The following is a 23,075-nucleotide window of genomic DNA, read 5'->3' on the forward strand; positions in this document are numbered from 1 at the left end:
ATTTAGAGCAATTTTCATCTTCATATCTTGCAGGACGAGCGAAGAATATGTTCAAAAAACTTCGTGGCATGTTTTCAAACGACCTATCTATCGATTTAGGTACAGCCAACACTCTTATTTACGTCAAAGGACAGGGCATTGTTCTTGACGAGCCTTCCGTAGTCGCTATTCGCCAAGACAAAGGCCGTGGCGGAAAAACCGTTGCCGCCGTCGGTCACGCGGCGAAACAAATGTTAGGTCGTACGCCGGGCAATATTTCTGCCATTCGTCCGATGAAAGACGGCGTGATTGCTGACTTCTATGTGACTGAAAAAATGTTGCAGCATTTTATCCGCAGCGTGCATGACAACAGCATTCTGAAACCAAGCCCGCGTGTACTGGTGTGTGTGCCTTGTGGTTCCACACAAGTTGAGCGCCGTGCGATTCGTGAATCGGCATTGGGTGCGGGTGCACGTGAAGTGTATTTGATCGATGAGCCAATGGCCGCGGCGATCGGTGCTGGCCTGCGCGTTTCTGAGCCGACCGGTTCGATGGTGGTCGATATCGGTGGTGGTACCACAGAAGTGGCGGTGATCTCCCTGAACGGCGTGGTGTATTCATCATCTGTGCGTATCGGTGGTGACCGTTTTGATGAAGCGATCATCAATTACGTGCGTCGTAACTATGGCAGCTTGATCGGTGAAGCCACTGCAGAAAAGATCAAACACGAAATTGGTTCCGCTTACCCTGGCGATGAAGTTCAGGAGATCGAAGTTCGTGGTCGCAACCTTGCTGAAGGTGTGCCGCGCAGCTTTACGCTGAACTCCAACGAAATTCTTGAAGCGCTGCAAGAGCCTCTGACGGGCATTGTGTCCGCGGTGATGGTTGCGCTGGAACAGTGCCCACCAGAACTGGCTTCGGATATTTCAGAAAACGGCATGGTCCTGACGGGCGGTGGCGCACTGCTGAAAGATCTGGATCGTTTGCTGACGGAAGAGACCGGCATTCCGGTGGTGATCGCTGAAGATCCACTGACCTGTGTGGCTCGTGGCGGCGGTAAAGCTCTTGAAATGATCGACATGCATGGTGGTGACCTCTTTACCGACGAGTAATGGCTTGTCAGGCGCTCGCAAGAGCGCCCGAATACAACTCTAGGATTGTTATAAGATGAAGCCAATATTTGGTCGTGAACCATCTCTTCAACTGCGTCTGTTTTTCGCGGTCATTTTATCAGCCAGCCTCATGCTGGCTGATAGTCGTTTAGGCGCATTCACTCATGTGCGTTTTTTACTCAATAGCTTAGTGGCTCCCATCCAGTATGCTGCCGACCTGCCGCGCAGCATGTTTGATGGTTTCTACGAAAACTTCAATTCCCGTCAGCAGTTGATGGAGTCGAACCGCGCACTCAAACGGGATGTGCTGACGCTGAAAAGTGATTTGATCTTGTTGGATCAATATCGCGAAGAAAACCAGCGTTTGCGAAAGCTGTTGGGCTCGTCGTTCGTCCGTGATGAAAAGAAAGTGGTGACCGAAGTGATGGCGGTGGACACATCGCCTTATCGTCATCAGGTGGTGATCGATAAAGGTCGCATTGATGGCGTGTACGAAGGGCAACCGGTGATCAACGAAAAAGGCATTGTGGGCCAAGTCACGTTCGTGGCGGCGCATAACAGCCGCGTGCTGTTGCTGATTGACCCTAATAACGCCATTCCGGTACAAAACATTCGTAACGACATTCGCGTGATTGCCTCCGGCAATGGGCAGACGGATGAAATCCAACTCGAACACATCGCAACCAGCACCGACATTGAAGTCGGCGACATGCTGGTGACTTCGGGCCTTGGCGGCGTGTACCCAGAAGGGTATCCGGTGGCTTACATTTCCGAAGTCGATAAAGACACTCGCCGTGAATTCGCGGCCATTAAAGCCACACCAGTGGTGGACTTTGACCGTCTACGTTATCTGCTGCTGATCTGGCCGAATGAAGATCGCCAACAAAAAGCGATGAGTGCGGAAAATCAACCAATGACTGGGGATGTCAGCAATGGCCAATAATGATTGGGCAGGCCGTTTGGTTATCTGGGCCTCCTTCTTTTTCGCGTTAGTCTTGCAAACCATTCCTTGGCCGGGCTCCCTCGATTTACTGCGCCCGTCTTGGTTGCTCTTGGTGACCTGTTACTGGGTGCTGGCGCTGCCGCATCGTGTCAACGTCGGGACGGCGCTGGTCATGGGCTTGCTGTGGGATTTGCTGCTTGGTTCGACGCTCGGCATTCGCGGCATGATGATGGCGATTGTGGTCTACATCGTGGCGATGAACTTTTTGGTGCTGCGCAACATGGCGTTGTGGCAGCAAGCGATCGTGATTGCGTTGTTGTCGATGGCACTCGAAGTGCTGATCTTCTTCGGCGAATATTTGATTCAAGATGTGACATTCAATCCTTTATCACTCTGGAGTGGCTTGATTAGCTGTATACTTTGGCCATGGATGTTTTTATTGCTGCGTCGTGTACGGCGCCACTGGCACGTGAAATGATGGCCGACCATGACTAACCGAAAACTGATCCTGGCATCGGGTTCGCCTCGCCGCCGGGAATTACTGTCGCAACTGGGGTATTCATTTGAGGTTCTGGTGCCCAATGTGGAGGAATCCCAGCAAAGTGACGAAAACGCAGCGCAGTACGTCGAACGTTTATCACGGGATAAAGCGTTGGCAGGTTTGGCTCTCGCCAATGCCGATGTGGTGGTGATCGGTTCAGATACCATCGTGGTTCAAGACGGGCTGGTACTGGAAAAACCGCGCGATTTTGCAGATGCCGAGCGCATGCTGCAACACTTGTCTGGCCAGCGTCATCAGGTCATGACGGCTGTGACCGTTGCGACACAACAACATTCTCGCTCTGTGGTGGTGACCACGGAGGTGTGGTTCAAGGCCTTGTCACAACAAGAAATCGAACAATATTGGCAAAGCGGCGAACCTTGCGATAAAGCTGGCAGTTATGGCATTCAAGGATTGGGTGGACGATTTGTAACAAGAATTGAAGGTAGCTACTACGCCGTGGTTGGGCTACCCCTCTATGAAACTGACCAGCTCTTGCACGAATTCTTATAATTTAAAACTATTGAGGTGCGCTCATGAGTGCAGAGTTGCTCTTAAACGTCACGCCGAGTGAAACTCGTGTGGCGATGATTGAAGGCGGTGTCCTTCAAGAAATCCATATCGAACGTGAAGCAAAACGGGGCATTGTTGGCAATATCTACAAAGGTAAAGTCAGCCGTGTCCTACCGGGAATGCAAGCCGCCTTTGTCGACATCGGGCTTGATAAAGCGGCATTCCTGCATGCCTCCGACATCGTTCCTCACACTGAATGTGTGGCGGAAACCGAAAAACAGCAGTTCCAAGTGCGCGATATTTCTGAGCTGGTTCGCCAAGGGCAGGATATCGTGGTGCAAGTGGTGAAAGATCCACTCGGCACCAAAGGCGCACGTTTGACCACCGACATCACATTGCCTTCCCGTTACTTGGTGTACATGCCAGGGGCGAGTCATGTGGGCGTGTCGCAACGGATTGAAAGCGAAGCCGAGCGCGAGCGTCTGAAAAATGTGGTGGCGCATTATTGCGATGAGCATGGCGGCTTTATCATTCGCACGGCGGCTGAAGCGGCGAAAGAGCAAGAACTGTCACAAGATGCCGCGTTCTTAAAGCGCTTGTGGGGCAAAGTGATGGAGCGCCGCGAGAAATACAAAAACCGTTCAACCTTGTACGGTGAATTGGGGCTCGCGCAACGTATTTTACGTGATTTCGTCGGTACCGATTTGACCAAAATTTTGGTCGATTCACGGCTGGAATACGAAAACTTGTTGGAATTTACCTCCGAATTTGTACCGGAGTTAACCGACAAGCTGGAGCTGTACGAAGGCGACAAACCGATTTTTGATATGTACGACACCGAAAATGAGATTCAACGTTCGCTAGAGCGTAAAGTGGAACTCAAATCCGGTGGCTACCTGATCATCGATCAAACGGAAGCCATGACCACCATCGACATCAACACGGGTGCCTTTGTGGGCCGTCGTAATCTGGAAGAAACCATCTTCAACACCAACATCGAAGCGACGCAAGCGATCGCGCGTCAACTGCGTCTGCGCAACTTGGGCGGCATCATCATTATCGATTTCATCGATATGCTGTCGGAAGAACATCGTAAGCGAGTACTAACTTCACTGGATGCCGCGTTGAACAAGGATCGCGTCAAAACCAACATCAATGGCTTCACGCAACTGGGTTTGGTGGAGATGACGCGTAAACGTACGCGCGAAAGTATTGAACATGTGCTGTGTTCGACCTGTCCAACCTGTGAAGGGCGTGGCAGTGTCAAAACGGTGGAAACGGTGTGCTTTGAAATTCTGCGTGAAATTACACGCGTCAACCGCGCTTACGATGCTGACCAGTTTGTGGTGTACGCATCGCCTGCCGTGGCGGAAACGCTGCAAGGCGATGAATCGCATTCGCTGGCAGAGCTGGAAGTCTTTATCGGCAAGGAAGTACGTATTCAGGCAGAGCCTTTGTATGTACAAGAGCAATTTGACGTCGTGATGATGTAATAGGACAACGGGTGATCTCAACCTTAACTCGCCTTGGGCGGATTGTACTGTGGCTGCTGGTCAGCTGTTTGGTTTTGTTGGCGATTGCCATCACGGCGCTGCGCGTGCTGTTGCCGGAGATGAACCGCTTCAAGGACGAGATTCAAGACTGGGTGAGCGAACAGAGCCACATTCAGTTTGTGATCACCGATGTGCGTGGCTTTTGGCGTAACACGCACCCGTCCTTGGCGCTGCAAGGGGTTCAAGCCAATTTGCCCGATGGCAGCCAAATCCAGTTCGATACCGGACGGATTGATGTTGAATTCGATCTGGTGCAGAGCGTGCTCCAGCGCCAACCGGTGATCGCCAACCTCATCATTCACCAACTCAAACTCGATATTCGCTCCATTGACTGGACGCGCCTCAACCAAACCGATGGCCAGTCCAGTCAAGCCAACACGCAGGGCAAGATCCTGCGTCGCCTTGATGATCTGTTCCTGCGTCAGTTAGATGACTTTACGGTGCAGGACTCGACCATTCTTTATCAAACGCTGGCCGGCGACATGCGCCAGTTGAACATCGAAAAACTGCACTGGAAGAATCAAGGCGCACGCCACTTTGCTGATGGTGAAATCAGTATCGCCGATACGGAAATTAACTCTTTGCAAGTGAGTGCTAACTTCGAAGACCACGGTTCGCTGCAGGATATTTCGGGCAATTTCTACCTCAGTGCCGACAAACTGCGCGTTCGCCCGTGGCTCACCCGCTATTTGACCGACGCAACGGGCATCGAGCGCGGCGTGGTCAGCTTTAATGCGTGGATGACGCTGAAAAACAGTCAACCCGTGGATGGCTATGTCGAACTCAAGCCCTCGGAATTGGCGTGGCAAAGCGATGAACGTCATGAGTTGCTGCTTGAATCCGGCATTGTCCAGCTTTCACCGACTGAAAAGGGCTGGCAGGTGAATGCGCACTCACTCAAATTGCGCACAGACGACACGCCATGGCCGGAAGTGGACGTGGCGCTTGACTGGCAACCGGAACAATGGCGTCTGAACGTTTCGCAACTCGACATTCAAGCGCTGCTGCCGCTGATGAAGTTGGTGCCTGAATCGAAGCAAACCAATCAACTGCTGAGCGAATTGAACCCCAGCGGCTTGGTGGAAGATTTACGTATCGCCCAAGGGGCACATCAAGCACCGCTGCGCTACTCCGCCACGCTGACGGATGCAGGCATTTCGCAATGGGAACTGTTGCCGGAAGTGCATCATTTGCAGGCGCGCATTTCGGGTACACCGACGAAAGCGCTCATTAACGCCTCGTTGATTGATGACACGTTGCCGTATGGCGATGTGTTCCAAGCGCCGCTCAATATTCGTCAAGGGCAAGCGGATTTGGTGTGGCAAAGCGATGACGCAGGTTGGTCATTGTGGGCGGACAAAGTCACGGCGGCAACGCCGGATCTGCAAGTGCTGGGCGCGTTTCGTCTCGATTTCCCGAATGATAAAAGTCCATTTTTGTCATTCTATGCCGAAGCGGACGCTTACAACGCCGGTGAAACGTGGCGTTATCTGCCGACATTGGCATTGGGCCACGACCTGACCGATTACCTCTCCACCGCGATTCAGGGCGGGAAAGTCACGACTGCGAAGCTGGTGTGGTACGGCGAATTGGATCATTTCCCGTATCAACATCACAATGGCATTTTTCAAGCGTGGGTTGGGCTCAAAGAGGGCAAATTCAGTTTTGATACCGCGTGGCCGGCGATCACGGACATGCAGTTAGATTTGCTGTTTGAAAATGATGCCATGTATCTCGATTCTCACGCCGCGACTTTGATGGATGTGAAAGCGACGCGCATCACCGGCCGTATTCCCGAGCTGGCGCCTGATGGTCACATTGAAATTGAAGCGACTGCGGTTGCCCAAGGCAATGCGGTGCGCGACTACATGACCGCCACACCGCTGGTGGATTCCGTGGGGGCGGCGTTAACCGCGATTCAAGTCAGCGGCGAAGTGAATTCCGAATTCCGGCTCAATATTCCTTTTACCACCGATAAAGAGCCCCGCGCTTGGGGTTGGGCGGATCTCAAACGCAACCATGTTGAGATTGATGCGCCGCCCATGGTGCTCGATTCAGTGTCGGGACGCATTCAGTTTGATAACGATGTGGTGACGGCTGCCGGGTTGTCGGCTCAATTGCTCAAACAACCGATCTCATTTGATTTCAAAGGCGAAAACGCTCAGCAAGGGTATGCGGTCAATATTGATTTGGTCGGCGATTGGGACATCAAACCGCTCACGCCTTACGTCGGCGCGCGTTGGTTAAGCCGCCTGCAAGGTCACGCGCCGTGGCAAATGGGCGTGGATATTCAGCTTAATGATGTCGGCTTTACCTACCAGATTGATGCGCAAGCAAACCTGAACCGCGTGGCCAGTCGTTACCCGTATCCGTTGTCGAAAGCACTCAATACGCCAGGCAGTGCCCGTTTGCAAGCGTCAGGCAATCAGGAAGCGATTACCGCGCGTCTGCAACTGCCGAATGCCAAATATCAGGCTGAAATTGACATCACCAAAGCGACGCCGGTCTTGACGGCGACGAACGTGGTGCTGGGGCAAGGCAGCTTTAAGATCAGCCCAGTGGTGGGCCATCACGCGCAGATTCGAACGGATAAGCTCAATCTCGATGACTGGTTGGCTCTGGCCAATGAAACGCCACAGACCAAAGCGAATCAACAAGCGGCGTTGGCGACACTCAATACGCCGGAAATTCCTATGCCACAGCGGGTCGATCTGAAAGTGAAGGATCTGACATTGGCCGGTTTGGAATGGCACGATGTGAACTTTAACGCGCGCGAGAAAAATCTCGGTTGGCTGCTGAACCTCGACAGTCAGGAAATCAAAGGCCAAGCGAACTATATTGAACCGTATGATCTGTCGGTCTCTTTAGAGCGTCTGCATGTCTACCTTCCGGAGCTTGATAACCAAGACGCCAAAGCGCCGCTGGTGGATGTTGAGAAACAAAATACCCCATTGATCTCGGATTTTGATCGTCAGTTCCACGCGATGATGCCGAATCTCACCTTGGTGATCGATGATTTTTGGTTGCAGGGATATAAGATCGGCAAGCTCAATATGGATCTTGAACGCCATGACAAGACGCTGATGTGGAAGCGCATCGATGTGGCGAGCGGCACCAATCAAGTACACATTAACGGCAGTTGGACGTTGACCGATACCACCAGTCATACCGAAATGAATCTAGACATGAAAGGCGACAACAACAGCGATCTGATGGAGCGCTTTGGCATCAGTTCCGGGATTCAGAAAGCCCCCTTTGAGATGTCGAGTCGCACACAATGGGACGGCGCACCGTGGTCGATGAAGGTCAACACCTTGCAGGGCAACCTAGAAACCAAGTTGGGGAAAGGCGTGATCTCCAACGTCAGCGGTGCCGCGCGTTTGCTGGGGCTGTTTAGTCTGGATTCGATCATTCGCAAGATGCAGCTCGACTTTAGTGATGTGTTTGATAAAGGGATGGCGTTTAACTCGATTACCGGCAGTGGCGAGACTTCCCAAGGTGTCTTTCTGACCAACAACATCAAAATGGATGCCGTGGCCGGTGAAATGACGATCAAAGGATTGGCGGATCTCAATACGCGCATGGTCGACGCGGAAGTGAATTTCGTGCCGGACATTACCTCGGGTATTCCGGTCTTGACCGCGTTTGCCGTCACGCCAGCCACGGCGCTGTATGTGCTGGCGGTGACCACGGTGATTTCGCCAGTGGTCGAGATCTTTACGCAGGTCAATTATGAAGTGAAAGGTCCGCTGGATTCGCCGACAGTGAAAGAGCTGTCGCGTAGCAAAGGTGAATTCAAGTTACCGAAAAAACTCAGAAAGCTGGTTGAATAAGGATAAACACATGGAACGTGTCGGTATCATCCAAATGACTTCAGGGCCGCAGGTCGCAGACAATTTGGCGTTTATCGCTAAGCACGCGAACCGATTGGCGACGCAAGGGGCGCGTTGGATTGTGACGCCCGAAAATGCAGTGGTGTTTGGCAATCGCAACGACTATCACCAGCACGCTGAACCGATGGGGAACGGCCCGATTCAACGTGAACTCGCCCAAATTGCACGTGAAAATGGCGTGTGGTTACTGGTCGGCAGCATGCCGATAGCGCGTGCTCACGGCGTGACCACCACATCGATTTTATTCAATCCACAAGGCGAACCCGCAGCACATTATGATAAGCTGCATATGTTTGATGTGGATGTCGCAGACAGTCACCAACGGTATCGCGAGTCGGAAACGTTCACGCCGGGCGATGCGCTGACGGTGGTTCCGACCCCGATGGGATCGTTGGGATTGTCGATTTGTTACGATGTGCGTTTTCCGCATCTGTATTCTCAGTTGCGCCGTTTAGGCGCACAAATTTTAGTGGTGCCTGCGGCATTTACCGCAGTCACCGGACGTGCGCATTGGGAAGTCTTGCTGCGCGCCCGAGCGATTGAAACCCAATGCTGGGTGGTGGCTGTGGGGCAAGGTGGGCACCATGTGTGCGGTCGAGAAACTTGGGGGCATTCCATGGTGATTAGCCCTTGGGGGGACATCGTGGCCTCGCTGGAGCAACCCGCGGCAACGTTGATCGCCGACATCGATTTGCATCAGGTGGAACAAGTGCGCCTGACCATGCCGATCATGGCGCACACGCGCTTTGATAATCAATTTAAAGAGAAAAAGAGTTAGCTATGAGTATTACCCGAATTGAAGAGGCACTATTAACCCCTGCAGGGCTGACAGAGCAAGATATCGCTGACACTCTGGCGACCATCGCCACTCGTGAAATTGATTATGCGGATATTTACTTTCAGTCCAGCTGGCATGAGTCGCTGGTATTGGAAGACAGCATTATTAAAGACGGCTCGTTCAACATCGATTGTGGTGTGGGTGTGCGTGCCGTGACCGGTGAAAAGACCGGTTTTGCTTACTCTGATCAGATTCAACTCGATGGCTTAAAGCAGAGTGCCATTGCCGCGCGCGGTATCGCTCAGCAAGGCCAGAATGGCCGCGTGCAAGCTTTTAAACGTTTAGACAATCAAAGCTACTACGCGGCGGATAACCCACTGCAAAGCTGGGAAAAGCAGAAAAAAACCGAACTGCTGATGCAGTTGGATGCCTACATTCGAACCAAAGAGCCGCTGATCCAGGAAGTTTCCGTCAGCCTGAGCGGTGTGCACGAACAGATGCTGGTGGCCGCAACCGACGGCACGTACGCCGGTGATATTCGTCCGCTGGTGCGTTTGTCGATCAGTGTGCTGGCACAAAAAGGCGATCGCCGTGAACGCGGCAGCGCGGGCGGCGGTGGTCGTTTTAACTACGATTACTTCCTGACGGAAGAAAACGGTCAGAAAATGGCATTTGCTTACGCGGATGAAGCGATTCGTCAGGCGTTGGTGAATTTGGAAGCGGATGCGGCACCTGCGGGCACTATGCCGGTGGTTTTGGGTTCTGGTTGGCCGGGCGTGCTATTGCACGAAGCGGTTGGCCACGGCCTTGAAGGCGACTTCAACCGGAAAGGCTCGTCGGTGTTCTCAGGCAAAATGGGCAAGCAAGTGACCTCAGACCTGTGCACCATTGTTGATGACGGCACACTCAAAGATTTACGTGGCTCGCTCAACGTCGACGATGAAGGCGTGAACGGTCAGTACAACGTGCTGATTGAAAAGGGTGTGCTGAAAGGCTACATGCAAGACAAGCTCAACGCACGCTTGATGGGTGTGGCGCCTACGGGGAACGGCCGTCGTGAATCGTACGCGCATCTGCCGATGCCTCGTATGACCAACACTTACATGCTGCCGGGTCAGCATACACCGGAAGAGATCATCTCCACCGTGAAAAAAGGCGTCTACGCGCCCAACTTTGGCGGCGGTCAGGTGGATATCACCTCCGGCAAGTTCGTGTTCTCGGCGTCGGAAGCGTATCTGATCGAAAATGGTAAAGTGACGCGCCCGATTAAAGGGGCGACCCTGATTGGTTCGGGCATTGAAGCGATGCAGCAAGTCTCGATGGTGGGCAACGATCTCAGCATTGACCGCGGGGTCGGTGTGTGTGGTAAAGCAGGTCAAAGCGTCCCTGTCGGCGTGGGGCAGCCTACGCTTAAACTTGACGCATTGACCGTTGGTGGTACCGAATAACTCGAAAAAGCTGCGTTGAACGCAGCTTTTTTCTTGGCGCAGAAAGGCAGAGCGCTTCCTGAGATCGTTGATGGCTATGTTCATGCTCGTTGATGGTCAATGGAAGCGTTTGCGGCTAGAAAGATCGCGTGGAGATCACTTTGTGGCTGGCAATTCATGACGATCCGTGCCATATTTCGTCGCACTGAAATTTGATCCAACTTAACCATTCTGGAGCCACATTTATGTCTCACGAAGATGAATATCTGTCCGTTGAAGATTTTATTGAGATTCAAAAAGAAGAGACTCGCGACATCATTCAAGCGCTGCTCGAGGATGGCAGTGATCCAGAAGCTTTGTATGAGATCGAACACCACTTCTTCGCGGAAGATTTTGACAAGCTAGAAAAAGCGGCTGTGGAAGCATTCAAACTGGGTTTTGAAGTGTTGGAAGCGGAAGAAGCGGAAGACGAAGATGGCAATAAACTGCTGTGTTTCGATGCGACCATGCAATCTGTACTGAATCCAGAAGCGATTGATGCACAAGTTGAAAAACTGGTGAATCTGGCTGAAAAATACGACGTGATCTACGACGGTTGGGGGACTTACTATGAGGGTGAAGACGCTCTGTACGCCGACGAAGATGAAGATGACGACGAAGAGTAATCATTGATGATTTGTAAGATACCAGCCACACGGCTGGTATTTTTTTATGCAACTGACGTTTGTGTTAGCGAAATGAACTGTGTTTAAATGGCGCAAACCCTGACGACCGACCACTGATTATGCAGCTTTCTCTCGCCGGACTCTGGCAACTTTCTCCGCTGACCGATTTATCCATTCCTCAAGATGACGTGACGTTTCCGGCCCCCTTGAGTGCGGTGCTGCCTGACAGTTTGTCGGAATCGGCCATTGCCGCACAGGAGTGGCATTTGATGCACGACATCGAAGTCGACGACGCGCTACTTGGGTTTGCCGCGATCGATTTGGTGCTAGAAGGGGTCGATTATCACGCTGAGGTGCGTCTCAATGGGGTGGCGCTGTTTGATTGCGATGGCTCTCAGGCGGTGTATAAAAAAGATATTCGTCCGCTGCTGAACCCGGGGCGCAACCGATTTGAGATTCTGTTTCTTGAACAGGAAGACGACTGGTTGGTTGACGACGAGGAAGCGGACGGCGCTTTGTGCTCACTGGCGCCCAGCAAAGCCGAGCCGTACGATGCGCGCATGGGGATTTGGCGAGCGCCTTACTTGCAATGCATTCGCCATCTGCGCCTTGAGCATGTCGCGACCGAGCAAATCTGGCACCATGGCGGCGGCTGTGAGTTGTTGGTGAATCTGTTTTTTACGACCTATTCGCCGGGCTTAATTTCTGCTGCCGTGCGCTTTGATAGCATGACTTATCACCTGCCGATTGATGTGCGCAGCGACCATGCCAGTGCGTTGTTTCAGGTTGAAGCGCCGAAGTATTATGACGTGAATCATCCAGATCCGCGCGATCTTTACGAGGTCAGTGTGGAGTTGGATGGTCAGCGCCAAGCCTTTAAATTGGGCCTCAGCCACTCCCAATGTGTCACCCATTTTCCGGTTTGAATGCAGTGAATCGTCAGAATCACGTTTATCTTTCGAAGATAATCTCTCTTTAAAACATGAAGCCCCGCATTCGCGGGGCTTCATGTTTTCATCTTAGTGGGCACATTGCCAAGGTGCAGCGCTGGCGTGTTTGCTTTGCCATACTTTTTCATGGAAGTAGTACGCACAGGTGTTGAAGCTCGGTTCAATCAGGGCCATCACACCACCCACCAGAAAACTACCCGTTAATAAGTAGGCGACGTTGAACGCCACGGTAAAGTGAATCACGGCAAAGCTGGCCGTTTTCAGGCGCGGGTTCGACGCATAGCGTTGCAAGGGGGCATACTGGTTCCAAGCTTTCTCGTGGAAGTAGAAAGCAACCGTATTCACCATCGGTTCAAGCATTGCGATCAGGCTACCGATGATAACGTCACCGGTCAGGGCGTACGCGACGGTAAAAGCAATGCTAAAGTGGATAGCAGCAAAACTCAGTGTCTTTTTCATGGTAATCGTCCAATCTCGTTTCTCTTTGATGGAATTATTATTGATAATTATTCTCATAAAAGAAAATGGGAATGAACGATTAGTGTGATAGTTAAAAACGAATAAAAAAAGGCGCATTGAGCGCCTTCATCGAATCATTGTGAGTTTCAGCCTTGCGGTTTGACCACCAGAACGTTGATCGGAGAGTGTTCCACCACTTTACTGGCGACAGAGCCCAGCATCACTTTGTCGATACGTGAACGCTTGTGACTTGGCATCACAATCAGATCTGCACCCAGCTTCTCGGCATAGTCGAGAATGGTGGCGTAAGGCTTGCCTTCAGCGACATGCAGTTTGTACACCACGTCTTCGACGATGTATTTCTCGGCGAACGCTTTGAGTTGCGCGCGAACGTCATCTTTCATTTTGGCTGCCGCATCTTTGGGGAAATACGTGGCAACCATCGACATGTGAATGCCCGGCAGAACGTTAAGCAGATGTAATTCGGCATTGGATTGTTTTGCGTGCCACACGGCATGCTGAACGGCTTTGTCAGAAAAGCCTTTTTCGTTCAAATCAACAGGTACCAAGATGTGTTTATACATTATTCGTTATCTCTGTTTAGGTTGAGCCAGATGGCAACAAGTCTTTGGCTTGAGTATATGCCCTGCTGACACAGGGCATTTTGATTAAGCGCGGATTTTGTTAAACATTAAGTACGAATGGTCTCTTTGGCGGCCCGTCGCTTCTGGTTCCAGCCTAGGAGCAAGGTGAGCAGCAGCGCAGGGACAAACACCCATTCCTTCATCGGGCGATCGCTATCGACGACGATAGAGCGAATCTCCCAACCAAAATCAATGCCTGCAGATTCTGCCGGACTGCCAAACTCCACCATGTCGATCATCATGCGATTGTTTTCAGGATTGAGCATCAGGCCCATCGACGAGATACGTTCCTGCGCGGTACGGGCGCGGTCATCAAACGGCAGGATCACGGTTTTCGAAACGTAATCGCCCTCTAATGTTTCACCAGCCACCAACATCGCGACCGATTGTCCGACCGGTGTTTTCTCCACGATGTGCGCCAATTCAGTCCCCGGGTAGAGTTTTTGCGCCGGATAGATCATGTCCCACCAGAACCCCGGACGGAAGAAAGTAAACGTCAGCAGCAGCAGCGCCGCGATCTCCCACCACTTGGTTTTGGTGAACCACCACCCTTGCGTGGCGGCGGAGAAGAGCAACATCGCGATGATCGAAGAGCCGACCGTGAGTGCCAGATGCCACCAAGAATCAATGCCCATCAGCAAGAGCTGGGTATTGAACACGAACATAAATGGCAAGATCGCGGTACGAATATCGTAGGTAAACCCTTGGATACCGGTACGAATAGGGTCCGATTTCGCAATCGCTGCGGCGGCAAACGCGGCCAAGCCCACCGGCGGGGTATCATCGGCGAGAATCCCGAAGTAGAACACGAATAAATGCACGGCGATGAGTGGAATGATCAAGCCGTGCTGCGCGCCCAGCGTCACAATCACCGGCGCCATCAGCGTCGATACCACAATGTAGTTCGCGGTGGTTGGCAGGCCCATGCCCAGAATCAAACTGATGACAGCGGTAAAGATCAACATCATGATCACGCTGCCGCCGGAGATGAACTCAACAAAGTCGGTCATCACCAAGCCGATCCCCGTTAGCGTCACGACACCCACAACCGTCCCCGCGGCGGCGGTGGCCACACCGATCCCGATCATGTTGCGCGCGCCAGATACCAAACTTTCGAGCAAATCGGTCACGCCAGCTTTTACTTCACGTGTGAGATCACCCGTCTGATTAAAGACCGCCATCAACGGACGTTGTGTGAGCAGAATAAAGATCATGAACACGGTGGCCCAGAATGCAGACAGACCCGGCGAGAAGCGTTCGACGGTCAAACACCACACCAACACGACAATGGGTAACAGGTAGTGCAGGCCAGATTTCACCGTCGGGCCGGTGTCAGGAATCTCTTGCAGATCTTCGTCGATCGCCAGTCCACCTTCCGCCGCATACTTAGACGAAATACGCACCAACAACACGTAAACCACGAGCAGGGCAGCGGTCACGATGGGTGTGGCGGCTGCGCCAAAGACGTCTTTGGTCCAGCCGACACCGTAATAGACCACGGCACTGATCACACACAGCCCCAAGATGGTGCCGGTAAATGACAGCAGGCTTTGCAGCAGCGTTGGGTTGTGACGACGTGGCAAGCCTTCCATACCCGCTTTACACGCTTCCAAATGAACGATGTAAATCAAGGCAATGTAAGAAATCAACGCAGGCAGCAGCGCCGCGCGAATCACTTCCACATAAGAAATCCCAACATATTCAACCATCAGGAATGCTGCGGCGCCCATGATCGGCGGCGTCAACTGACCGTTGGTTGAGGCAGCGACTTCCACCGCACCGGCTTTGGTGCCCGGAAAGCCAACCCGTTTCATCAGCGGAATGGTAAAGGTCCCCGTGGTCACCACGTTCGCGATAGAGGAACCGGAGACCAGCCCCGACAGACCTGATGCCACGACGGCCGCTTTGGCCGGACCGCCGCGCATGTGACCAAGCATGGAGAACGCGACTTTGATGAAGTAAGCCCCAGCGCCGGCTCGTTCGAGCATGGCACCAAATAGCACAAACAGGAATACGAACGAGGTTGATACGCCCAGCGCGACCCCGAATACCCCTTCGGTGGTCAGCCACAGGTGTGACATCGCTTTATTGAGACTAGCCCCTTTATGGGCAATCACATCCGGCATGTAAGGGCCGGCAAAGGTGTAGAGCAGGAAGACGGCGGCAACGGCCATCAACGGAGGACCGAGTGCGCGTCGCGTTGCTTCCAGTAGTAGTACCATACCCATCACGGAAACCACCACGTCCAGCGTGGTCGGTGCACCAGAACGACCGGCCAATTGTTCATAGAAAAGATAGATGTAGGCGGCCGAGAAGCTACCGGCGAGCGCCAAAATCCAATCGATGGATGGAATGTGATCGCGTGATGAGTTTTTCATCGCCGGGTAGGCGGTGAATGCGAGGAAAATAGCAAAGCTGAGGTGAACGGCCCGAGCTTGCGTGTCATTGAGTACGCCGAAATCGAAAATGAATGGCAGTGGCGATGCGTACCACAACTGGAAGAGTGACCAGCATAGTGGCACCAACCACAGAATGCGACCTGGGATGCCGGTTGGGTTCCTTGCACCTGTATCAGCCTGTGCAACCATCTCTTGCACATCTTGCGACGGAGTGTTTGTCTGCGTCATGCACGTTATCCTTATTATTTGATGGTCTTAAAATATCGAAAGGTGGCCTGTCAAACGGAGTCAAAGCCAAGAGAGTGATGACCGCGCGCAACGTGGTGACGCGCTGAGCGGCCATACTAATAAGGAGGCGCCCGGCCTCCTTATTTATGGAGTGGTGCGTACTGAATTATTTCAGTAGACCGACTTCTTTGTAGTATTTCACTGCACCTGGGTGGAGTGGGATAGAGATACCTGCTTTCACCATGTCCTCTTTTTTCAGGTTGGCAAATGCTGGGTGTAGGCGAGTGAAAGTATCGAAGTTTTCAAACACGGCTTTGGCCACGTTGTACGCGACTTCGTCAGAGACATCGGCGCTAGTGACCAAGGTTGCGGCCACACCGAAGCTTTTCACGTCCATGTCGGTGCCACGGTACATGCCTGCAGGCACGGAGGTGTATGCGTAGTAGGGGTTGTCTGCCACAACTTTATCGATTTCTGGACCTGTTGCCGGCACCAGTTTCGCATCACAAGATGTCGTCGCTTCTTTGATGGAACCGTTCGGGTGGCCCACCATGTAGATGAATGCGTCGATCTTGTTGTCACACAGGGCTTGTGAACGCTCAGAGCCTTTTAGCTCAGAAGCCAGTTTGAAGCTGTCGTTGGTCCAGCCAAATGCGTCCATCACGACCTGCATGGTCGCGCGGTCGCCCGAGCCTGGGTTACCAATGTTCACGCGTTTACCAGCCAGATCCTGTACGTTGTTGATGCCAGCATCAGAGCGCGCGATGATGTTAAAAGGTTCTGTGTGAAGAGAGAACACAGCGCGCAGTTTCTTGTATGGACCTTGCTGAGCAAATTCGCTGGTGCCGTTGTAACCGTGGTATTGCCAGTCAGACTGAACGATACCGAAGTCCAATTCGCCAGAGCGGATCGTATTGACGTTGTAGATCGAACCCCCAGTGGATTCTACAGAGCAGCGGATATTGTGTTCTTTGCGGTCTTTGTTAACTAGCTTACAAATCGCACCGCCGGTTGGGTAGTAAACACCCGTGACCGAACCCGTACCAATTGTGATGAATTCCTGAGCGTTAACCGCGCCTGCGCCCAATACTGCAGCAGCAATCGCACCGACCTTAATTATTGTATTCAATGCCATGAATTTCCCTTCCTTCTTTTCATTATTTGCTCCCAAAACAAGTGTAGTTGCTTTGGGCGTTTCTTCATCGAGAAACGGAAGCTTTTTCAATCCATTTGTTGAAAAAGTGACTGAATAATACCAAAAAATCGAAAGATAATTATAGGAATGTAAAAATATGTAGCCAAACAGGCTAGTTATTTCGCCAAAACTCAGCGGAGTTGTGCGAGGGGATATGTCTAAAAATCAATAAGTTAAATTGAATTTAATGCAGGTGAAGAGAGTTGGTTAAGATGTGATTGGAGTCACGCGTCACGGACTTTTCGTGACTCCATCGTTCTGTTTTATATACAGTTTCTCAATAATGAGATCAGCCAGCGTACTCGAAAAGTTCACAAACGGACTTAAACAGCTGCTTGGTTGAGACGTTCAGCGTTGGCGTAATGAAGATCGTGTCATCACCAGCAACCACACCCAAAATGCCTTCGGATTTACCCAGTGAGTCGAGTAAGCGGGCAATCAACTGTGCAGCGCCAGGGCCGGTATGGATGACAACCAGCGCGTTGTTGTGGTCGATATCAAGCACCAGTTCACGCAACGAACTTGAAACCGTAGGAACGCCGAGTTCAGCGGGTAAGCAGTACACCATTTCCATTTTGGCATTGCGAGTTCGAACGGCGCCGAACTTTGTCAGCATGCGGGACACCTTCGATTGGTTGATGTTATCAAACCCTTCGTGTTTCAGTGCATCCACAATATCGCCCTGAGAGCCAAAGCGTTCCTCTTTCAGCAGAGCTTTAAAAGCTCGGACTAGATTGTCTTGTTTGTCTGTATGGCGCATCGTCTTCTTACTATCGCTATTCATAACTGCGGTGTATTTTCCCATAGGTCGGGTATCAGTGCCAAATTATCGCTCAAAACTGTCTTAAAGGTCACTGTAAATATGGTAAATATTCGGTTAGATAACACTTTAACTCTTTGTCATCGAAGAAAAATAGACTCATAATCGGGCCCGGAGTTGTCGCACACGAATACGTAGTTGCGCAAAGTCGCAAAGCTGAGGTTAATTGATTGTAATCAACTTGTGATTGCTATAGCTTCTTGGGGTCGGATACTAGATACCCTACCAAAAACATTTATAAGAGATTTACTCTCAAGGAGAACTACGATGAAAGTCGCTGTTATTGGTGCCGCTGGCGGCATCGGTCAAGCCCTAGCCCTATTGTTGAAAAACCGTCTTCCTGCAGGTTCTGATCTTGCGCTGTATGATATCGCGCCTGTAACTCCGGGTGTTGCAGCGGACCTAAGCCATATCCCAACGCCGGTCTCTATTAAAGGCTACGCGGGCGAAGATCCAACACCGGCACTGGATGGTGCGGATGTGGTTCTGATCTCTGCGGGTGTTGCTCGTAAACCGGGTATGGATCGTGCGGATCTTTTCAATGTGAACGCAGGTATTGTCAAAGCACTGGCTGAACGCATCGCGGTAGTTTGTCCTCATGCATGTATTGGTATCATCACCAACCCAGTGAACACCACTGTGCCAATCGCAGCGGAAGTTTTGAAAAAAGCAGGTGTGTACGACAAGCGTAAACTGTTTGGTATCACGACGCTGGACGTGATTCGTTCAGAAACGTTCGTGGCTGAACTGAAAGGCCAAGATCCAGGTCAGGTTCGTGTTCCTGTAATTGGTGGTCACTCAGGTGTAACCATTCTGCCATTGCTGTCTCAAGTTGAAGGTGTGGAATTCACTGACGCTGAAATTGAAGCGCTGACTAAACGTATCCAAAACGCGGGGACTGAAGTGGTTGAAGCGAAGGCGGGTGGCGGTTCTGCGACACTGTCAATGGGTCAAGCCGCATGTCGTTTTGGCCTGTCTCTGGTGAAAGCACTGCAAGGTGAAAGCGTGGTTGAGTACGCTTACGTTGAAGGTGCTGGTGAGCACGCACAATTCTTTGCACAACCAGTGAAACTGGGCAAAGACGGCGTGGAAGAAGTACTGAGCTACGGCCAACTGAGTGCATTTGAAGAAGCCGCACTGAACGGTATGTTGGATACGCTGAAAGGTGACATCCAAATCGGTATCGATTTTGTGAAATAATCATCACGCTTCTCGTGAACGATTTTCAAGAGCCGCTTGTCGCAGGATAAGCGGCTTTTTTACGTCTATGCTTTGCGTGAACCGCCTGCATTCTAAACATGCGCGATTGTTGAATTAATAGTCATAAAATTTATCTGGCTTCTAGTTTCTATTTAAACATTCCATCAAAGTTGTATTATTCAGAGTTTTTTACCAACTACAGACAATTTTGCGTTGATAAGTGTGTGACTTTTTGATCGTTGGCAATGAATGTGTTGTTAAAAACACTTTCTCGGTGATGTGGATCACGCACTGTATGCATCCTTTCATCATTTGCCTTTAAAATAACGCCCTTCTCGAAAGCAGAATCGGAAATAACCATGGATAACAAACTGGGTTTAGGCTCGTTAACCGCACTGGTCATTGGCTCAATGATTGGTGCTGGCGTTTTTAGCCTGCCGCAAAACATGGCCGCCGTGGCGAGCCCTCTGGCCGTGATGATTGGCTGGATGATTACTGGGGTCGGCATGATTTTTCTTGCACTCTCTTTCCAGCAGCTCGCAATGCATAAACCGCACATCAACAGCGGCGTGTTTGGTTATGCGCGGGAAGGTTTTGGTGATTTCACCGGCTTCTGTTCTGCCTGGGGGTATTGGTTCAGCGCGATGGTGGCCAATGTGTCCTATCTGGTGATCGTGTTCAGCACGCTCGGCATGTTGTTTGATACACCGGATCGCACGCTGTTTGGCAGCGGCAACACGTTGTTGTCGGTGGGCGGCGCGTCGGTTCTTCTTTGGTCGGTGCACTTGCTGGTGCTACGCGGCGTGCAAACCGCAGCACTGATTAACCTGGTCACCACATGTGCCAAGATGGTACCGCTCTTGCTGTTCATTGTCTGCGCGGCGTTGGCATTCAAATGGCAGACGTTCACCGTCGATTTCTCTGGGCTGCATTTTGGCGAGCAGCATGATCTGTGGTCGCAGATCAAAGCCACCATGTTGATCACGGTCTGGGTGTTCATTGGTGTGGAAGGGGCTGTTGTGGTGTCTAACCGTGCTCGTCATCGCAGAGACATTGGCCGTGCGACGATCCTTGGCTTACTGACCGCGTTGTCGATTTATGTGTTGGTGACGTTGTTGTCGATGGGCGTGATTCGTCCGGTTGAGCTGGCGCAGTATCACAACCCGTCGATGGCAAAAGTGTTGACTGAGATCTTGGCCCGTGGGGACAATACATCATTGCCGGTGGTCTGCTTGTTTCGGTGTGTGGCGCGTTCTTGAGTTGGACTGTATTGGCGTCCGAAGCGCCTTATCTCGGCGCTAAAGACAAGATGTTCCCCGCGCGTTATGCGAAGCAAAATGAGGCGGGTAGCCCGTATCAAGCCCTGACGTTGACCAATATCTGCATTCAGGTGTCGCTGATCTTGGTGATGTTTGCGGGCAGTACCTATGACACGCTGCTGGTTTTGGCATCTGAAATGATCCTAGTGCCTTATTTCCTTGTCGGTGCTTACACGCTCAAATTGGCGCTGGATCGCAAGGATCGTGGTCGCATGTTAGCGATTGGTGTTGGGGCGAGCTTATATGGTATTTGGTTGCTCTACGCATCGGGATTGAATTATTTGATGCTGTCCGCGCTGTTGTATCTACCCGGAATGCTGTTTTACGTGAAAGCCAAGAAAGAGCAGGGCAAAAGCCCATTTATGGGCCGAGAGCGTTTAGGGGCGTGTTCGTTGACGGTGGTTGCCGTATTGGCCTGTGGCATGCTGTGGCAAGGCTGGATGTAACACCTCGAAAGATGACGACCACATAGACGTTAACACAGACGTTAAAAAGCCTCGCGATGCGAGGCTTTTTAACGTCTGTGATGCGTCCGATTTCAGTCGTCAGCTGGCGATTACTTGTTGCGGTTGACCGCCATATGCGCAAGAGCAATCAGTGCTTGTTTGTAGTCGCTTTCGGGCAAGATGGCCAGTTCAGTGATCGCTTTGTCCGCTTCTTCATTGGCTTTGGCGACGGTGTATTCCAACGAACCTGTTTCTTTCATTGCCGCAAGAATCTCATCCAGACGTGCCATGCCGTTGGCTTGTTCAATCGCTTCACGAATCATCGCAGCTTGTTCTGCGTTCCCGTGGCGCATCGCATACAAAAGCGGCAGGGTAGGTTTGCCTTCCGCCAGATCGTCACCGACGTTTTTACCCATCTCTTTGCCATCGGCGGTGTAGTCCATGACATCATCAATCAGCTGGAATGCGGTGCCCAAATATTTACCGTAGTTTTGCAGTGCGGTTTCAATCTCGGGTGACGCATCGGCTAAGATGGCTCCAATTTGTGTGGCCGCTTCAAACAGACGGGCGGTTTTGGAGTAGATGACCTGCATGTAGCTGGCTTCCGTGGTGTCGGGATCGTTGCAGTTCATTAATTGCTGCACTTCACCTTCAGCAATGACGTTCACGGCTTCACTCATCAGTTGCAGGATCTTCATGGATCCGAGTTCAACCATCATCTGAAACGAGCGAGTGTAAATGTAATCGCCGACCAACACGCTGGCGGCATTGCCAAATGCCGCGTTTGCGGTGGCTTTTCCACGGCGCATGTCGGATTCATCGACGACATCGTCGTGCAGCAGCGTGGCGGTGTGAGTAAATTCGATAAATGCAGCAGCGAGCGTATGGCCTTGCCCTTGGTAACCGAGGGCTTTGGCTGACAATACTGCCAGCAATGGGCGCAGTCGTTTTCCCCCTCCGCTGACAATGTAGAAGCCAAGTTGGTTGATGAGAGAAACGTCAGAGTTGAGTTGAGCTTGAATTGTTTCATTCACTTTTGCCATGTCATTGGCAGTAAGCGTTTGGATAGCTTTAAAATCCATCGTAAATCCGGCTGAAGTTAGAGCGTGTAAGGCATTTTGTTCTTCGATAATCAGTGAATAATACACTAAAAAACATTGATTAATACAAGGCTTAAAGGCATGATTGCGGCACTTTTGATTGGCGATTAGCTTTTCGCCAATTTTTTTAAAATATGGCTTGTCATAGGTGCGCCATTCACGTAGAATCTGCGCCCTATTGATGATTAGTTTAGCGCACACCCTTATTGCTCAAATTATAAGCATGGCTGTGCGGAAAGAGCGGAGTAAAATATGTACGCTGTTTTCCAATCTGGTGGTAAACAACACCGTGTAAGCGAAGGTCAAACTCTTCGTTTAGAGAAATTAGACGTTGAAACTGGTGCAACTGTAGAATTTGATAAAGTTCTGCTGGTTGCTAACGGTGAAGAAGTAAAAGTTGGCGCTCCTCTTGTTGAGGGCGGCAAAGTGACTGCAGAAGTTGTACAACACGGTCGTGGCGATAAAGTTAAAATCGTTAAGTTCCGTCGTCGTAAGCACTCTCGCAAGCAACAAGGTCACCGTCAGTGGTTCACAGAAGTGAAAATCACTGGTATCAACGCTTAAGTTATTAGGAGAGTTTAACAATGGCACACAAAAAAGCTGGTGGTTCTACTCGTAACGGCCGCGATTCAGAAAGTAAACGTCTGGGTGTTAAACGTTTCGGCGGTGAATCTGTTCTTGCAGGTAACATCATCGTTCGTCAACGTGGCACCAAGTTCCACGCTGGTACTAACGTAGGTATCGGTAAAGACCACACTCTTTTCGCTCTATCTGATGGTAAAGTGAAATTCGAAGTGAAAGGTCCTAAAAACCGTAAATTCGTTAGCATCGAAGCTGAATAAGTTTAGTTTCTCGATGAATTTAAAAGCCCTGCCGTTAGGTGGGGTTTTTTATTTATCTGGAGAGAAGAG

At 51.3% G+C, this 23,075-nt stretch carries 19 protein-coding genes and 1 pseudogene; 14 read left to right on the forward strand and 6 right to left on the reverse strand.

Annotation, left to right across the window (positions count from 1 at the left end):
* Nucleotides 1-47: 47 nt before the first annotated feature.
* The 10 genes from ACS18Q_RS01620 to ACS18Q_RS01665 all read left to right on the forward strand — a co-directional run bounded on the left by ACS18Q_RS01620 (nucleotide 48) and on the right by ACS18Q_RS01665 (nucleotide 12,330).
* Nucleotides 48-1,091, forward strand: a complete 1,044-nt coding sequence (locus ACS18Q_RS01620; protein WP_004724046.1) for a rod shape-determining protein — start codon at nucleotides 48-50, stop codon at nucleotides 1,089-1,091.
* Between the two features lie 55 nt (nucleotides 1,092-1,146).
* The gene (mreC, locus tag ACS18Q_RS01625) at nucleotides 1,147-2,034 is read left to right on the forward strand and encodes a rod shape-determining protein MreC (protein WP_441257302.1); all 888 of its coding nucleotides are present in this window, start codon (nucleotides 1,147-1,149) and stop codon (nucleotides 2,032-2,034) included.
* Nucleotides 2,024-2,512, forward strand: a complete 489-nt coding sequence (gene mreD, locus ACS18Q_RS01630) for a rod shape-determining protein MreD (RefSeq protein ID WP_004724042.1) — start codon at nucleotides 2,024-2,026, stop codon at nucleotides 2,510-2,512. The genes mreC and mreD overlap by 11 nt, the downstream gene beginning before the upstream one ends.
* Before the next feature lie 9 nt (nucleotides 2,513-2,521).
* Nucleotides 2,522-3,088: a Maf family protein gene (locus ACS18Q_RS01635; protein WP_004724041.1), complete on the forward strand. Its 567-nt coding sequence runs from the start codon at nucleotides 2,522-2,524 to the stop codon at nucleotides 3,086-3,088.
* 23 nt (nucleotides 3,089-3,111) lie between these two features.
* The gene (rng, locus tag ACS18Q_RS01640) at nucleotides 3,112-4,581 is read left to right on the forward strand and encodes a ribonuclease G (RefSeq protein WP_004724039.1); all 1,470 of its coding nucleotides are present in this window, start codon (nucleotides 3,112-3,114) and stop codon (nucleotides 4,579-4,581) included.
* Between the two features lie 11 nt (nucleotides 4,582-4,592).
* Nucleotides 4,593-8,474, forward strand: coding sequence for a YhdP family protein (locus tag ACS18Q_RS01645; protein WP_441257303.1), 3,882 nt, complete (start codon nucleotides 4,593-4,595; stop codon nucleotides 8,472-8,474).
* Nucleotides 8,475-8,484: 10 nt separating this feature from the next.
* Nucleotides 8,485-9,312 carry a carbon-nitrogen hydrolase family protein gene (locus ACS18Q_RS01650; RefSeq protein WP_158108014.1) on the forward strand — a complete coding sequence of 276 codons (828 nt, stop codon included), beginning with the start codon at nucleotides 8,485-8,487 and terminating at the stop codon, nucleotides 9,310-9,312.
* A gap of 2 nt (nucleotides 9,313-9,314) precedes the next feature.
* Entirely contained in the window at nucleotides 9,315-10,760 is a 1,446-nt protein-coding gene (gene tldD / locus ACS18Q_RS01655; protein WP_441257304.1) for a metalloprotease TldD, read from the forward strand.
* 224 nt (nucleotides 10,761-10,984) lie between these two features.
* A complete protein-coding gene (gene rraB / locus ACS18Q_RS01660; protein ID WP_004724031.1) occupies nucleotides 10,985-11,404 on the forward strand; it encodes a ribonuclease E inhibitor RraB in 420 nt (139 codons plus the stop codon).
* 119 nt (nucleotides 11,405-11,523) lie between these two features.
* Complete coding sequence (locus ACS18Q_RS01665) at nucleotides 11,524-12,330, forward strand: glycosyl hydrolase 2 galactose-binding domain-containing protein (RefSeq protein WP_055466939.1); 807 nt, start codon at nucleotides 11,524-11,526, stop codon at nucleotides 12,328-12,330.
* A gap of 93 nt (nucleotides 12,331-12,423) precedes the next feature.
* On the opposite strand, the gene ACS18Q_RS01670 is transcribed toward ACS18Q_RS01665, so the two are convergent.
* The 5 genes from ACS18Q_RS01670 to argR all read right to left on the reverse strand — a co-directional run bounded on the left by ACS18Q_RS01670 (nucleotide 12,424) and on the right by argR (nucleotide 18,039).
* Nucleotides 12,424-12,813: a DUF2061 domain-containing protein gene (locus ACS18Q_RS01670; RefSeq protein ID WP_041942638.1), complete on the reverse strand. Its 390-nt coding sequence runs from the start codon at nucleotides 12,811-12,813 to the stop codon at nucleotides 12,424-12,426.
* 146 nt (nucleotides 12,814-12,959) lie between these two features.
* Entirely contained in the window at nucleotides 12,960-13,397 is a 438-nt protein-coding gene (locus ACS18Q_RS01675) for a universal stress protein (protein WP_004724026.1), read from the reverse strand.
* A 107-nt stretch (nucleotides 13,398-13,504) separates the two neighbouring features.
* Nucleotides 13,505-16,084, reverse strand: coding sequence for a TRAP transporter permease (locus tag ACS18Q_RS01680; RefSeq protein WP_206982512.1), 2,580 nt, complete (start codon nucleotides 16,082-16,084; stop codon nucleotides 13,505-13,507).
* Between the two features lie 166 nt (nucleotides 16,085-16,250).
* Nucleotides 16,251-17,219, reverse strand: a complete 969-nt coding sequence (locus ACS18Q_RS01685) for a TAXI family TRAP transporter solute-binding subunit (RefSeq protein WP_004724023.1) — start codon at nucleotides 17,217-17,219, stop codon at nucleotides 16,251-16,253.
* 349 nt (nucleotides 17,220-17,568) lie between these two features.
* A complete protein-coding gene (gene argR / locus ACS18Q_RS01690; RefSeq protein WP_004724020.1) occupies nucleotides 17,569-18,039 on the reverse strand; it encodes a transcriptional regulator ArgR in 471 nt (156 codons plus the stop codon).
* A gap of 327 nt (nucleotides 18,040-18,366) precedes the next feature.
* Here argR and mdh point away from each other — a divergent pair, with 327 nt between their 5' ends.
* Both mdh and ACS18Q_RS01700 read left to right on the forward strand, forming a co-directional pair.
* Nucleotides 18,367-19,299: a malate dehydrogenase gene (gene mdh / locus ACS18Q_RS01695; protein ID WP_004724018.1), complete on the forward strand. Its 933-nt coding sequence runs from the start codon at nucleotides 18,367-18,369 to the stop codon at nucleotides 19,297-19,299.
* A gap of 359 nt (nucleotides 19,300-19,658) precedes the next feature.
* Nucleotides 19,659-21,064: pseudogene (locus tag ACS18Q_RS01700) on the forward strand (basic amino acid/polyamine antiporter).
* Nucleotides 21,065-21,174: 110 nt separating this feature from the next.
* Here the strand turns inward: ACS18Q_RS01700 and ispB are convergent.
* The gene (gene ispB / locus ACS18Q_RS01705; RefSeq protein ID WP_041942715.1) at nucleotides 21,175-22,146 is read right to left on the reverse strand and encodes an octaprenyl diphosphate synthase; all 972 of its coding nucleotides are present in this window, start codon (nucleotides 22,144-22,146) and stop codon (nucleotides 21,175-21,177) included.
* Nucleotides 22,147-22,416: 270 nt separating this feature from the next.
* Between ispB and rplU the strand changes: the two genes are divergently transcribed.
* Entirely contained in the window at nucleotides 22,417-22,728 is a 312-nt protein-coding gene (rplU, locus tag ACS18Q_RS01710; protein ID WP_014205844.1) for a 50S ribosomal protein L21, read from the forward strand.
* A 20-nt stretch (nucleotides 22,729-22,748) separates the two neighbouring features.
* Nucleotides 22,749-23,006 carry a 50S ribosomal protein L27 gene (gene rpmA, locus ACS18Q_RS01715; RefSeq protein ID WP_014205843.1) on the forward strand — a complete coding sequence of 86 codons (258 nt, stop codon included), beginning with the start codon at nucleotides 22,749-22,751 and terminating at the stop codon, nucleotides 23,004-23,006.
* Nucleotides 23,007-23,075 lie beyond the last annotated feature (69 nt).

The sequence above is a fragment of the Vibrio sp. Vf1514 genome (genome assembly GCF_052076135.1).
Classification (GTDB): domain Bacteria; phylum Pseudomonadota; class Gammaproteobacteria; order Enterobacterales; family Vibrionaceae; genus Vibrio; species Vibrio furnissii.